Below are 13,602 nucleotides of genomic sequence, written 5' to 3' on the forward strand. Positions count from 1 at the left end.
TAACTTTGCTTATTATGTCAGCGGTGTGCGCAGCTGTTCAATCAGATTTTCCATATCATCCGGCAACACAGCCTCGAAGCGAAGGTTTTCACCCGATATCGGGTGCTCAAAACCCAAAACCGCAGCATGAAGCGCCTGACGAGGAAAGTCTCGTACGGCCTCTGCGGCAGCCGCGCTAAAGGCTTTGGCTGCGAGTTTCCGCTTGCCCCCATAAACCGGATCACCGACCAGACCATGACCGGCATGGGTCATGTGAACCCGAATCTGATGCGTGCGGCCTGTTTCCAGCCAGCATTCGATCAGAGCCAGCCCTTGCGGGGCCCCAAACGTTTCGACCAGACGGGCTCGCGTGACAGCGTGGCGCCCACCGTGAAACAGCACGGCCTGCCGTTGCCGGTCTGTTTTGTGACGGGCCAGCTGAGTCGTGACCCGCATGATGTTTCCGGGCTCAAAGCTGACACCTTTGACGCCGCGCAACCGGGGATCATTGGCATCCGGGACACCGTAACAGATAGTGCGATAATAGCGTTCGACACTATGCGCCTCGAACTGCGCGGCAAGCCCGTGATGGGCCGCGTCGGATTTGGCCACCACCAGCAACCCGCTGGTTTCCTTGTCGATACGGTGCACAATGCCGGGGCGTTTGACCCCGCCCACCCCGGACAGGTCATCACCGCAGTGATGCAACAACGCATTAACCAATGTCCCGTTCGGAGAACCCGGCGCAGGATGCACAACCATACCCGCCGGTTTATTGATCACGATCAGGTCGGCATCCTCGAACACGACCTCCAGCGGGATGTCTTCGGGGCCGATATGGCTGTCTTCGGCCTCGGCCACGGTGATCGCCACCACTGCGCCTTCGGCCACCTTGGCCTTGGGGTCGCGGGTGGTGGTTCCGTTGATCATCACGGCCCCCTCTTCGATTAACTTCCCCAATCGGGTCCGCGACAGGCTTTCCTCGGCTGGCACATCGCGGGAAAGCGCCTTATCAAGGCGGGGCGGCGGATCGGCCGCGATTTGAAACTCAATCTGGCGAGTGCCCATGACTGTCCCTTCCGAACCCCAAGAACCGCAGGAAACGCCGCAGCTTCGCCTGCTGCGGAGAATGGTCATGCTGCTGACCGCGGTGATGATTGGCGGGGTTCTAGTGACATTCGCACTGATTGTCATCCGGCTATCGGACCGGACCCCCACCCTGCCCGATCAGGTTGAGTTGCCCGATGGCGCAAAAGCGCAGGCGGTCACCATTGGAAACAACTGGTTTGCGGTTGTGACTGATGACAATCGCATCCTGATCTTTGACAAAACCACTGGCCGGCAGCGCCGGGAAATTACCGTCGAATAAGGGCTTAACCCTCTAGCGCCATGCGAAACACGATCTCGGATGCCTGGCGCAGCGCCTGATATTCCGCGGCTGTGTCCCGGCGAAACGACTGATCATGCATGCTCAACCTGACAGGGGCAAAAAGCTGCGTCCGGTCGGGAAAGAACTCTTGATGAAAACTCACATCTTCATTTGCCATAAACGAGTCCAGCCAGGTGCGTTCTTCCGGTTCAAGCACATCATTCTTACGCATCATCACGGGATCATCGACAGCCCGACGTCGCAACTGGCGACTTTTCTTGCGTCCCATAGCCCTAGTGACCACACCAAACGCCTCACACGCGGCTCTTGAATGCGAAGGATTGGACGATGTTTCGGACTTGCTGTCCAAGGGCAGTTGGACGCCGATGCGATTCAGAAAATCATCGATAATGTTGCCATTAGCCATTTCAGAGCGCTCATACAGCATAGGCACCAACGAGACGCCCGGAAAAGCTGACCTTATCCGAGCCGCAGCACTGGCAAAGCTGAAACGCTCAGGATGCGCACGTATCTCGTCCAGCTGGGTACGAATATATTCAGAGCCGCCCCCGGCAAGCCTGCCGTTCTTTGCCCTTTGTTTATAGTCGGCTTCGAAAAAGTCAGAATATCTGCGGCAGTAGAAAGCAATCCTCATCTCACGCGCGGGGATCTCGGCGAAAATCTCGGCCAGTTTGTGCAGATCGACTGAATACAACATCTCAGACGATACCAAGCATGCCTTATCCTCATGCTCAGCATATTCCCTTGCCATCGCTTCGCGCAGGGCGGTGACCGGCTGATCGGTTTGGTTCATGTGGAAGGCAATCAGGTTATGACTGCTGGCCAGACGCCCCTGCCCCTCGGTTCGCCTGCGGCCCGTTTCCATATAGTGTAATCCGGCCCCAGCCATCACTTGACCGTTTTTGCGAACAAACCCCTGTAACGCGGTCGACCCAGTCTTGGGCATTCCTATGTGTAGCCAAAGCATGAAACGTTCCTATTCGCCAAGCGACCTCAGGTCTCGGCCTTGGCTGAGAACCCGGCGGTCATCTGACGCATGAGGTCTTGCATCTCAGGTTGTTCGCGCAACTGGGCAACCTGCTGGCGATGCAAATCGCAGGTCATATGGTGCAGGCGTGCCGTCTCAGCGTCTGAGAGCATTTCGTAATACAAAGCCCGTTTCCGATCGAGGATTGAGTCGATCGAGGTCTCAGTTTCGGCGTTTTGGTTCATCATGTTCCAATATTCCATCCCAAGGCTTTCCCCCAGATGATGGGCCCGACCACGCATTTTCTTGACCAGATAGCTTTCACAGGATTTCAGAGCATAGTGATTGATCTGAACATGCTCGTACCCAACGGAGTCCCGCGCCGATCGCCAACTGGCAGTAAAATACCTTTCGGGCATCGGTTGCCCGGATCCGTTGTACCAATGGCATTCTTCCATCGTTTCAACGGTCGGCCTTTTCGGTCGATGGACACCGAGCGCATCCCATACGCCGCGTTGGAACATGGTCTTAAAGCCCCAAGCTTGCGGCGGTCGAAAAATACGCTCAGGTGCAGCTTGGCGAAACTGATCCGACAGGAAACGGTCCTCGTACCGAACAATTCCGGCGTTTCCGAATAGACGCCAAGTCATTGAAATCGTTTTTGCATCCGGCATGGCACCCGTCAGCGCACGCAATGTATGGTCGCCGGTTCTGACGTTAATATGTTCATCCGCGTCGATAACGATCACCCAATCCTGTGGACGGGCCACTTCCATTTTCAGAAAGGCGTTATAGGCGCGTTTTTGCGGGCTGGTCTGACGTCTCGAGTTGTTGTCGACATGCGTGACAATGCCAAGGTCATGCAATCGCTGCAGCAAGGCATCTGTACCATCGGTACAGTCATTGGTCATGACCACAATCTGGTCCACACCAATGGCACGATTATGGGCGATCCATTCAAGAACGAATGGTCCTTCGTTCTTCATAGGGGTAACGCTGATATATCGAGGATCCTGTTCGGCCATACCTGACTGCCCTGCTTGTTTTCATTGCCCCGGTGGTATCGGAGATTTGTTTAAGATTTTGACCGCAAACTACCGGTATTCAAGCCGGTCACCAAGAGAAATCCGTCAATTTTCCACCTGCACGTTTCAGCTGATTGGAATATCGTTTAAGGGTTGGGCACAGCGCGTGGGCCTTGGAAAGATGAACGCGCGCATTCTGCTTTTCACCTCGTTGCAGATATATCCTGCCGGCCTCGCCTTGAATCGCCGCTGTATTGTCATCCAGTTCCGCAGCCTGAATAATTTGGTTTTGCCCCTGTTCTTCGGCCCCGTTCCTTTCAAGGTATTGCCCCATCGCAAAGACCAGAAATGGGTTGCCCGGATCACAGGCCAACGCATCTGCCATGGCCAGCCTTCCGTTTGCAAAATCTCCATCTTTCTCATACAGTTCGGCCAGTCGCTTTAAGTATAACGGGTTATCCGGAAGGCGCTTGGCCACTTTCCGCGCAATATCCAAAGACTGCGCCAAAGATGTATCCCCCAAATGCAAACGCAGCAAAGATTGCACCCCTTCAAAGCGCGGGTCTTCGCGGGAAATGCGAACATCCTCGGGCAACTGAGTTGAGCTTTCTAGCCCGTCAGCCAAAGTCTGCAAGCGGGATCGGTTGGAGGTTAGACGGCGCGCCCTTTGATCTACGGACAGACTAGCCCAATCCAATAGGATCAGGTCGAAATTACAGGGCGGGCGACCCAGTACCTTCCTCTGCGCAACGTGCGCATTGTAGTTGAACCAAGGCCTCCGAACAGCCTTCTGCATCACCCAATCCATTGGCGGCATTGCGCGCTGCGCAATCTGTTCACGATACAAAAGGCGAGAGCCAAATATGATGACATCCGGGCGCATTGGTTTTGTCCAAAACGCCCTGCTGAACACCTGCGCAGCCTTCCAGCGTTTCTTCTGCCCTCCAAATATCGCGGCTTGAAGTGCAGTTACGACAGCAAAATCTTCGGGCCAGATATGCGGGTTTTCGAAGGCTGCTTCAGTCATCTCTAACGCTTCGGCCCAACGATTCAGATAAAAGTAATTCAACGCCTGAAGAAGTGGAAGGAATGCATTATCCGAACCTGCATCCATCAACGGCTGCACCAGTTCCAATGCCTCTTCGGCCCGATCTCCCGCGCCCAAACCATGAAGATAAAACGAAGCCTTGGCATAGATATGAGCGGCTTCTGAGAGATTCAGAAATTCTTCTGGACCGCGGTGCAGGCGTGCGATCACTTGTTCGTTGGCGCGTTTGACTTCATCTTCGTTCAAAACATCGCGAAAAACTTTTCCCTGCTGCCCTGAAATTCGCGCCGCTGCCATGGAAAAGGCGGAAACGTACGGCGCTATCAACTGATCCGCGCGCGACATGGTATAGAGCTCCAGAAAGTCTCGTTGTGCGCGGGTCAGACTGGAAAGATCCGCGATATCTGACATTTGCATAAGGTGCGGAAACTGCACTTGGAATCGGGCCACAAGCTCGGGCTGATCTGAAAACATGATCGCGGCACACCCTGCGTTTTTTTCAAGATGTGCCGCATACAGTTCTTCCGGTTCGATCTTTGCCGGCCAGGTCGTATGCTTCCACGGCAGGCCATTCAGGATGTCGCCACGGCGAATGTGATAGGCCGACACCCCCTTGCCACTTAGTTTGGCATCTGCCTTTTCCATAATGTTCCGGATTTCATCCGTGAACCCGATCTGATGGATGAACTCTCGGTACCGGGGGCGGATCTGCTCGACATCTTCCCATAGAAAGGCCAGAACCTCAAAGCCTTCCTCGACGACAACAGAGCGGCCGGAATTCAGATGGGATATCAGCCGGTCCGGTATCGCATCGCCCTGAAACGACCATATCGGCAAGGCATCCTCGCCTAGAGCATCAAAGGATTCGGTGCTCAGGAAATGCTCATCCATCCACTCTTGTGAGAACAATTCTTGCGGCTGGTCCAGCTCTGGCGCATCCGCACCTTTGGGAAACCAGTTGACCCGATAGCTGGTGTCAAAATCCTCGGCCAACCGGATGCAGGTCAGCATCATCAGCAACCGGGCACCCATCCGGTCTTTGCGCTGGCCGATAAAGACCCCCTTTTCGGGCTTCATGAGGCTGCTTCGGCCAAGGCTGCGCGCCGCAGCCGCCGGAACCTCTGCCTTGCTTGCGTAACAAGCTGTGGGTGACGTTCGCCGCCAATCGCCTCGATCCCGCGCATATACAAAGGCAGTCGCCGCCGTGCCCGCATCATCCGGTAATAGGCCTGGGGTTCCAGTGTGCCGTCCATCGCCTCGAGCATAACCGGCTTCAGTATATCCAATTTGCGCAGCATCGGGGCCGCGAAATGGTTTGAAAACCATGTCTTAAGCAGCAAAACGTTATCGCCCGTCAATCGCGATACCTGCTGGCGATCGAGATCAAAAAAGGGATCATAGAAAACGTAGGCTTTCCCCACATTCTCAACAGTTTGCGCGGCATCGCTAAAGGGAAGATCCCAGTCTTGCACCTGCCCGAACCGATACCGGGTCTCCCACGGGACCAGCCGTTCATCCAGCGTTGTCTGCGGATTGAAAGCGATGACATTGGCGCCGGGAACAAGGGTCGAGAATGTCAGCGCTCCAAATCCGCCCATCGAAGCGCCCGCAAACACAACCTGATCAAACTGTGCAAAAAAACCCTGATCCGCTTGGGTCTGAAAATACGAGATGATCTCGGGATCGCGGTACCAGGCTTTGGTCCGCGCAAATATCCCCATATGGGACCAGCCTTCGTCACGGAAGAACTTCCAGCCCCAGGGTTCGCGGGAAAAAGACAGGTCGTTGGCATTGGCAATGTTGTCAAAGCTGACCACAAGCCGGGACGCAGACCTTTGGTGAAACAAAACCGAGTGTCTGTTCAGCTTTTGCAGAAACCCGGTCCCGTCCCCACCTGGATACAGCTCGACAAACCAAGGGGGCGCAGGGTCTGTCAGAATCCGTTCATACCCCGTCTTACGATCGGGGTGATCAGGCTTGAGCTGCTCTTTTGAAAGGTCTTCTGCCATGGTGATCAGACCAGATTTTCCGCAAGCCAGAGGCGGAAATCCACCCAGTCAGGCCGCAACTTGATCTCTGATATCTTGGCGCGATGCCAGTCACATGCCTGCGCGTGCAGGCGGCCGAGTTCTTCATCGGCTTTCAGTTCGGCCAGCAATGGGGCCGCGCGATGCGCTGCTGGCAGTATCGAGTGATCTGTTTCTTTGTTGGCATTCATGTCCTGCCAATAGGCTTGCCCTTGGTCTACGCGGATATGATTGGTCCGGCCCCGATCCCTTTTGACCAGAAACCCATCCAAAGACCGGACGGAATAGTGATGAATCCGCCCCAGAGAATGATCAAATTTCCGCCATGCGCGCCACCCGACCTTCTCGGACGGAAACAGCCTGCCACCTGCATCGGACCAAGCGATTTCGCTTTCTTTCCCTTCTTCGACCCCTTTCGGGCGGTGCGGGCCGAACCGCGTAAATTTTCCGTTGTTACGAAACAGGGTTTTCAGACCATAGGCCCGGCCGGAATGATACGGGAATTCCTGATCCCCCATCGAAAAGGACTCGGTCACAGGTTTGTCTTCAAAGCTGATATTCCCTGAACTACCAAACAATTTCCACGCGAATGAGATCGCATCCACCGGCTTTCCGGCCCGCTGTTCTGTTTCTGCGATCAGCGCCGCAAAGCTGTTGTCACCGCAGCGGATGTTCCAGAATTCATCAACATCCAGACACATCAGCCAGTCGGCCTCTTTCACTTTGGGCTGACGCCGCGCGCGCCGTAGCATCTGATGCTGCGGGTTTCCCCCTTCTTTGACCTCGTTCGGGACATGTGTGGCAAGACCCAATTCCTGCAGCCTGCGGGCAATGGCATCCGTGCCGTCTTCACAGCTATTGGTGAAGATCACAAAGTGATCGACTCCCAGTGTTTTGTGGAATGCGACCCATTCCAGCATATAGGGGCCTTCGTTCTTCATCGTCGTGAATACGGTGAGCGCCTGAGACATGTATTTCCTGCCATAACTTCTTTGCCCAAGTCATACACAACCCGGCAAGCACGGGCGAGATGGGATTTGGGTGCAAAAGAAATACTGCGCGAAACTGGTGCAAAGCTACACCCACTGGGTAGGGATCATACTATTTCGAATGAATATCCAAGTGGTTGAGGCGGCTAACCTTATTCACGCCAAAATGCGCCTACTCTTTCTTTGGCTGCAGCAGGACGCATTTGGCTGGTTCAAGGTTAGTCGGTTCTGAATCGTCGTGAATCAGGTCAGAATCTCAGCGACAGACATGACATTCCGCCATCCAGTTTGGCGCATTCCACATTGTCGATTTCGACCACATCATAACCGTTCTGGCGCAACATCTCGGTGGTACGCGGGAAGCCGGCCGGAGCCAGGACAAATTGGTTGAACCGGATCGAGTTTGCAGCGGCTTCTTCGCCTTCTGCCACATGCAGAACCCGATATCCTTCGAAGCAGCCGGATGCGTCCAGCCGTTTCGTGGACAGGATGGTTTCCCCATCCAGCAACGAACAATCCGTTTTGAAGTGCAGCACGCCCGGTGGTGTAAAAACCTCGCGTACGGTGTGGCCCCAGTCGGAAACGATTTCGGTCAGCTCTGTGACACCCGCCGCATCGGTCCGATCTGACCGGCCAACCAGAATTTCGCGACCCGTTACCAGAATGTCCCCGCCTTCAATATGGCCGGGCCCAGCGATCTGCCGAACCTCGTCATAAACGCCGCGGATTGTCGGCTCCATCTCGGCCACCTCACCCATGCGGCTGGGTGCACCGGGGCGCATCATCACCGCACCCTGAGGAAGACACAGTGTGGTATCTTCGACAAAGACGGCATCCGGATACGTCTCAAGGGGAGCCAGTTCGATAACCTCTGCTCCGGTTTTCTTGAGGGTTTCGACATAATGCGCATGAGATGCAAGCATTCGGTCTAGGTCCGGCGCACCGATATCTTCGGCACGCAGACCATCGGTGATGGTCGCTGCTGGGCGACGAGTGATCGCGCGCGAGAATTCATAGGTCGGGTCAGTCATTTTCGGTCTCACTTTTCATCAAGAGTGTGATTGATTGGGCGCGCGGATTTCAACAAGCCGCGGGCCATCTTGGGATTGCGCAGACGACAAAGCTTGGGCCACGTCCAACGGGTCGGGGCCAGTGCGCCAGAACGGCATGCCGCACGACCGGGCGACGCTTTCAAAATCCGGTGGGGTCGGATCGCATCCCAGCACAGTCACACCGACCGCCTGCATTGATGTGGCGATTTCCTGATAACCGTGGTTGTTCCAGATCACGAAGGTGATCGGCAGTTTTTCATCAACGGCGCACATCAGCTCAGGAAGGCTGAACTGCGCCCCGCCGTCGCCTGCGATACAAATGACCGGAGCGTCAGGGTCCGCCAATGCAGCGCCGATCGCGGCGGGTATGCCATATCCAAGCGCTCCGAACCCGGTCGCGGCGTTGAACCACCCGCCGGGCCGATCATGATCGTAGTACAGGTTTCCTGCATAGATCGGATAAGCAGAATCGCCCACCATGATCGCGTTAGGGACTGCATCGCGCATGGCGTTCAGCACAGCCAGTAACGCCTGCATTTCCGGCCCGATTTCTTCGACCGCGTTCTGCCGCGAAGTAGCTGCGCGCGCGGCACCGTTTGCCGACTTGGGCGATGCGGCAAACCGATCCACAAGCTCGGCCGCTGCCATCGCCGCATCACCAACAATGGCAATGTCCGCCGCGTGGCGCTTCAGCTGATCGGGGCATAGGTCCACACGGATCAGGGATGGCATTTCAGCCATCGTGCCGGTGGCGTACATATCGTAGTCCGTCTGGCCCAGCTCAGTCCCCAAAGCCAGAACCACGTCGGCCTGTTCGATCAAAGCACGCACTGAATTCAGGCTTGGGCTTGCTGGTACACTCAACGGGTGATCGTACATCAACCCGCGCGCATTCACGGTTTGAACAACCGGCGCATCCAGCGCTTCGGCCAGCTGCCGGATCGGCCTGCCCGCGCTGCGCGCACCGCCGCCGACCAGAATGACCGGCGCTTTTGCCGACCCCAGTAGCTTGGCAGCACGGTCAAGAAGCGCCAGATCAAGAGACTTATCGACGGGACCTTTCGCAGCATCGGTCGAACCAGCAAACTCGTCTCCCGCAACGTCTAGCGGGATTTCGATATGTGTTGGCCCTGGGCGACCGGATTGAAACAGGGCGAAGGCGCGGTCCAACGCGGCTGTTAGTTCAACTGACTTTTCAACTCGGTCCGATGACAGAGCGACTGTTCGCGCCATCGCTCGTTGATCCGGTAACTCATGCAAGTGACCAAGCCCTTTGCCAAGACTGGACAACGTGTTGACCCCAGACACAACCAGCATCGGAACGCTGTCTGCCCGAGCCTGCCCCATCGCCGTGAGTGTATTGGTCAGACCGGGGCCGGTAATCACAAAGGCCACGCCGGGCTTGCCGGATACTCTGGCATAACCATCAGCCATGAATCCTGCCCCCTGCTCGTGTCGTGGGGTGACATGGCGAATGCCCGATGCGGCCAGCCCGCGGTACAGTTCGACCGTATGCACGCCGGGGATGCCAAACACGGTATCCACATCGCGCCTGACCAGTTGATCAACCAGCGCCTCACCAATGCTTGTCATGCGTTTTCCAGTTGCAGTTGGGTCGCGTGGGCAACGATCCGGTCACAGGCTTCGGTAAAGATCGCGTCGTCCACCGTCAGCGCGATACGGACCCAGTTATCAACCGTGTCACCGAAAGACGGCCCCGGCATCACCGCGACTTTGCCATGTTCGAGCAGATGAAAGGCGTACTCGTTTCCATTCATCCCGGTGGCCGAGACATCAATCATCGCAAACATACCTGCCTGTGGAAGATGCACACGCAGATGTGTCTCGTTCGGCAGCCTGTCGTTCAGCATCCGGGCGCGGCGGGCGTACCGTTGTGCCATGCCTTCGGCCACGGATGATCCGTTGCGAATAGCCGTCTCGGTCATGTCGGCGATGAAGGGCTGATTTCCAAACAGCATGGTTTCCGACAGCGACAAAAGGCGCGCGGTAAACTCCTCGGGGCCAATGCACCAACCGCTGCGGAATCCGGGGGCGGCATGGGATTTTGATATCGACGAGACGACGATTACCCGATCCGCCAACTCGGACCGCGACAGGGGTGAGGTAAACACAGATCCGTCAAAGATCAGTTCTTCATAAACCTCATCAGAAATGATCCATAGATCATGCTCGATAGCCAGCTTGCCGATTGCGTCTATGTCTTCGCGTGTCAGGATCGACCCGGTAGGATTATGCGGTGTGGTTAACAAAAGCGCAGTGGTCTTCGCGGTAATCCTGTCCGCGATATCATCCGCAGAAATACGAAAACCGTTTTCCGGCCGCAATGGAACCGGCACAATATCCGCACCGCTTGCGCGTACCACACCTTGATAGGTTGCATACATCGGATCGCCCACCAGCACCTCGCAACCCGCCTCGGCCACGCCCATCAGGACGGTAAAAAGCGAGGTCTGGGTGCCTGGAAAACACAACACTTGATTATCCGTGATCGTGCGCCCGGATCTGGCCGAATAACGGTCGGCCAGTGCAGAGCGCAGTCCAGCCTCACCACGCCCATTGGAGTAGTTGGTACGCCCGGCGCGCAAAGCGTCCACAGCGCTTTCCACCAGTTCGGTAGGCGTTGGCACATCCGGCTCGCCAATGGTCAATTCGATGATATCCTGCCCCTGCTCGACAAGTTCCTTGGCCTTGAGATAAACTTCCCATTTGGCGCCACCCAGGCCGGCAAGGCGTTCGGTAATCGCTGTTTTCTTCATGTCTGCCTCTGCTCAAGATCCGTCAATTCAACACCGATAATTGCCCCAACCGAAGCAAGCCCAATCTCGGGCAGCTCATCCGGCTCAAAGGCGTATGGCAGGGCGCCGCCCTCCATCCACAAGCCGTCGACCACGGCGTTGCATGCGATAGCCAACCTGCGCAGTTCCGTCGGGCTGGCTGGTATGCCTACCTCGTTCAGCGCATCTGCAATGAGTGATTCCAAGCGGTCACGAAAATCCCGATATGTCTGTTCGTGGATCGCTTGCATTTTGTCGTCCGCCAGAACTTTGTTCAAAAAGCCCGCCCATAGGGACACTGACCCCGGATCGACCACCGGATGGGTCAGCCCGGTCGTTACAAACGTCGCCAGCCGCAATCTGGCTGTGCTATAATCTCCGTCTGCAGGGGCCGACGTCATATCCGTCAGCCGCCGCATATGAAAGTCATAAGCTGCTGTAATTAAATCTTCTTTCGAAGAAAAATAGTGCCGGATCAGACCCTGAGTTACACTGGCCCGCTCGGCAATCGCCCGAACGGTCGCACCTTGCAAACCTTGCTCGGCGATCAAAGACAGCGTGGCCTGGATCAACGCCTCTTTGCGCTGCTCCGCGGGTTCTCGCTTGAATTTTGTTGCGTGATCCGACATCTATCTTTCCAGAAATTATAATTATACAGTTGCATAATTGTAGGGATTTGCTAAAGCTGCAAGTAAAAAAACGGTTGAGAGGGATGAAACTGCAAAATGAACGCTGACCCAGAAACCACGCCGGATGAAGCCATTCGGGTCACTGACTTGCACAAGTCTTTTGGCTCGCTCGAAGTTCTCAAAGGCGTTTCACTTACTGCCCATCAGGGTGATGTCGTCGCCATCATCGGAGGCAGTGGTTCGGGGAAATCCACGTTCCTTCGCTGTATCAATTTCCTTGAAACGCCCAGTTCCGGAGAAATCGTCGTAAACGGCGAGCCGATTGAGATGCGCCCGGATGGCACGCCTAAGGACCGGCGTCAGCTGGAACGCATCCGCACCCGACTGGCAATGGTGTTTCAGGCCTTCAACCTTTGGACCCACCGGACGCTGCTGGAAAATGTCATCGAGGTGCCCGTTCACGTGCTGAAAGTGCCGCGGGACGAGGCGATCAAGCGCGCGCACCAGTTGCTGGAGCGCGTCGGGCTTGGCGACAAGGCGGATACCTTCCCCTCCTTTCTGTCAGGCGGTCAGCAACAGCGCGCTGCGATTGCGCGTGCTCTTGCCGTTGATCCCAGCGTAATGTTGTTTGACGAGCCAACCAGCGCGTTAGATCCAGAACTTGTTGGTGAAGTACTGACCGTAATTCGCGATCTGGCGGCCGAGGGCCGAACCATGTTGCTGGTCACGCATGAGATGAAGTTTGCGCGCGAGGTTGCGACCCATGTTGTGTATCTTTTCGAAGGAAAGATCGAGGAACAGGGGCCACCCGACGAACTTTTCGACAATCCGAAATCCGCAAGGCTGCAACAATTCCTAAAATCAGTCGGCTGAACAAACAAAATATCAAACAGGGAGAATATCAATGAAAAACAAAAAGCTAATCGTGGCCGCTTTGGCTGCTGCTGTGCTTTCGGCTGGAACGGCTGGCGCAGATGAAGTCAAGATCGGGATCGCAGCCGAGCCTTATCCGCCTTTCGCATCGCTGGATGCCTCTGGCAAATGGGTCGGCTGGGAGGTCGAGGTTATTGATGCGGTCTGTGCCGCCGCCGAGCTTGAGTGTGTGATCACTCCGGTTGCGTGGGACGGTATCATCCCCTCGCTGACCGGTCAGCAGATTGATGCCCTGATGGCGTCGATGTCGATCACCGAAGAGCGCATGAAAACGATCGATTTCAGCGACCCTTACTACAACACTCCGGCCGTTATCGTCGCCGACAAGTCGATGGACATTGAACCGACACCAGAATCTCTGGCCGGTAAGATCATCGGCATTCAGGCGTCCACGATCCATCAGGCCTATGCCAATGAGCATTTCAAAGATGCCGCAGAAATCCGGGTGTATCAGACCCAGGACGAGGCAAATCAGGATCTGTTCGCCGGTCGTATCGACGCGACCCAGGCCGACAGTATCGCCATGGCGGATTTCGTCTCATCTGAGACCGGTGCCTGCTGTGAAATCAAAGGCCCGGTCGAAAATGACGTCTCGATCCTGGGTCGCGGCGTCGGCGCGGGTGTCCGCAAGGGCGATGACGCGCTGCGTGAAAAGCTGAATGCGGGTATCGCGGCAATTCTTGCCGACGGCACGCATGACGAAATCACCTCGCGCTATTTCACAGCCAGCATCTATAGCGAGTAAGGTTCGCCGTGGAAGCTATCCTC

The 13,602-nt window shown here is 56.0% G+C and carries 13 protein-coding genes; 3 read left to right on the forward strand and 10 right to left on the reverse strand.

Annotated elements, in window-relative coordinates:
• Positions 1–12 precede the first annotated feature (12 nt).
• Positions 13–1,047 carry an RluA family pseudouridine synthase gene (locus AC2FJW_RS02350; protein ID WP_496749110.1) on the reverse strand — a complete coding sequence of 345 codons (1,035 nt, stop codon included), beginning with the start codon at positions 1,045–1,047 and terminating at the stop codon, positions 13–15.
• Here AC2FJW_RS02350 and AC2FJW_RS02355 point away from each other — a divergent pair.
• Positions 1,046–1,348 (forward strand): DUF6476 family protein, encoded by a 303-nt coding sequence (locus AC2FJW_RS02355; RefSeq protein ID WP_496749111.1) that lies wholly within the window; start codon positions 1,046–1,048, stop codon positions 1,346–1,348. The genes AC2FJW_RS02350 and AC2FJW_RS02355 overlap by 2 nt on opposite strands.
• Before the next feature lie 4 nt (positions 1,349–1,352).
• Here AC2FJW_RS02355 and AC2FJW_RS02360 read toward each other — a convergent pair whose 3' ends face one another.
• From AC2FJW_RS02360 to AC2FJW_RS02400, 9 genes are all read right to left on the reverse strand, one after another.
• Entirely contained in the window at positions 1,353–2,315 is a 963-nt protein-coding gene (locus AC2FJW_RS02360) for a hypothetical protein (RefSeq protein ID WP_496749112.1), read from the reverse strand.
• Between the two features lie 47 nt (positions 2,316–2,362).
• Entirely contained in the window at positions 2,363–3,361 is a 999-nt protein-coding gene (locus AC2FJW_RS02365) for a glycosyltransferase family 2 protein (RefSeq protein WP_496749113.1), read from the reverse strand.
• An 88-nt stretch (positions 3,362–3,449) separates the two neighbouring features.
• The gene (locus tag AC2FJW_RS02370) at positions 3,450–5,486 is read right to left on the reverse strand and encodes a hypothetical protein (protein WP_496749114.1); all 2,037 of its coding nucleotides are present in this window, start codon (positions 5,484–5,486) and stop codon (positions 3,450–3,452) included.
• Positions 5,483–6,418 (reverse strand): hypothetical protein, encoded by a 936-nt coding sequence (locus AC2FJW_RS02375; RefSeq protein ID WP_496749115.1) that lies wholly within the window; start codon positions 6,416–6,418, stop codon positions 5,483–5,485. Before AC2FJW_RS02375 ends, AC2FJW_RS02370 begins: the two co-directional genes overlap by 4 nt.
• 5 nt (positions 6,419–6,423) lie before the next feature.
• Positions 6,424–7,407 (reverse strand): glycosyltransferase family 2 protein, encoded by a 984-nt coding sequence (locus AC2FJW_RS02380; RefSeq protein ID WP_142634447.1) that lies wholly within the window; start codon positions 7,405–7,407, stop codon positions 6,424–6,426.
• A 266-nt stretch (positions 7,408–7,673) separates the two neighbouring features.
• The gene (locus tag AC2FJW_RS02385; RefSeq protein WP_496749116.1) at positions 7,674–8,456 is read right to left on the reverse strand and encodes a dimethylarginine dimethylaminohydrolase family protein; all 783 of its coding nucleotides are present in this window, start codon (positions 8,454–8,456) and stop codon (positions 7,674–7,676) included.
• An 18-nt stretch (positions 8,457–8,474) separates the two neighbouring features.
• A complete protein-coding gene (locus tag AC2FJW_RS02390; protein ID WP_496749117.1) occupies positions 8,475–10,070 on the reverse strand; it encodes a 5-guanidino-2-oxopentanoate decarboxylase in 1,596 nt (531 codons plus the stop codon).
• A complete protein-coding gene (locus AC2FJW_RS02395) occupies positions 10,067–11,254 on the reverse strand; it encodes a pyridoxal phosphate-dependent aminotransferase (RefSeq protein WP_496695078.1) in 1,188 nt (395 codons plus the stop codon). Before AC2FJW_RS02395 ends, AC2FJW_RS02390 begins: the two co-directional genes overlap by 4 nt.
• A complete protein-coding gene (locus AC2FJW_RS02400; protein ID WP_496695076.1) occupies positions 11,251–11,901 on the reverse strand; it encodes a TetR/AcrR family transcriptional regulator in 651 nt (216 codons plus the stop codon). The genes AC2FJW_RS02395 and AC2FJW_RS02400 overlap by 4 nt, the downstream gene beginning before the upstream one ends.
• A 96-nt stretch (positions 11,902–11,997) precedes the next feature.
• On the opposite strand from AC2FJW_RS02400, the gene AC2FJW_RS02405 reads away from it, so the two are divergent.
• Both AC2FJW_RS02405 and AC2FJW_RS02410 read left to right on the forward strand, forming a co-directional pair.
• Entirely contained in the window at positions 11,998–12,774 is a 777-nt protein-coding gene (locus tag AC2FJW_RS02405; protein WP_142634458.1) for an ABC transporter ATP-binding protein, read from the forward strand.
• A gap of 31 nt (positions 12,775–12,805) precedes the next feature.
• Positions 12,806–13,579 carry a transporter substrate-binding domain-containing protein gene (locus AC2FJW_RS02410; RefSeq protein ID WP_496749118.1) on the forward strand — a complete coding sequence of 258 codons (774 nt, stop codon included), beginning with the start codon at positions 12,806–12,808 and terminating at the stop codon, positions 13,577–13,579.
• The last annotated feature ends 23 nt before the right edge of the window (positions 13,580–13,602 follow it).

The sequence above is a fragment of the Ruegeria sp. CDSA020 genome (assembly GCF_059612345.1).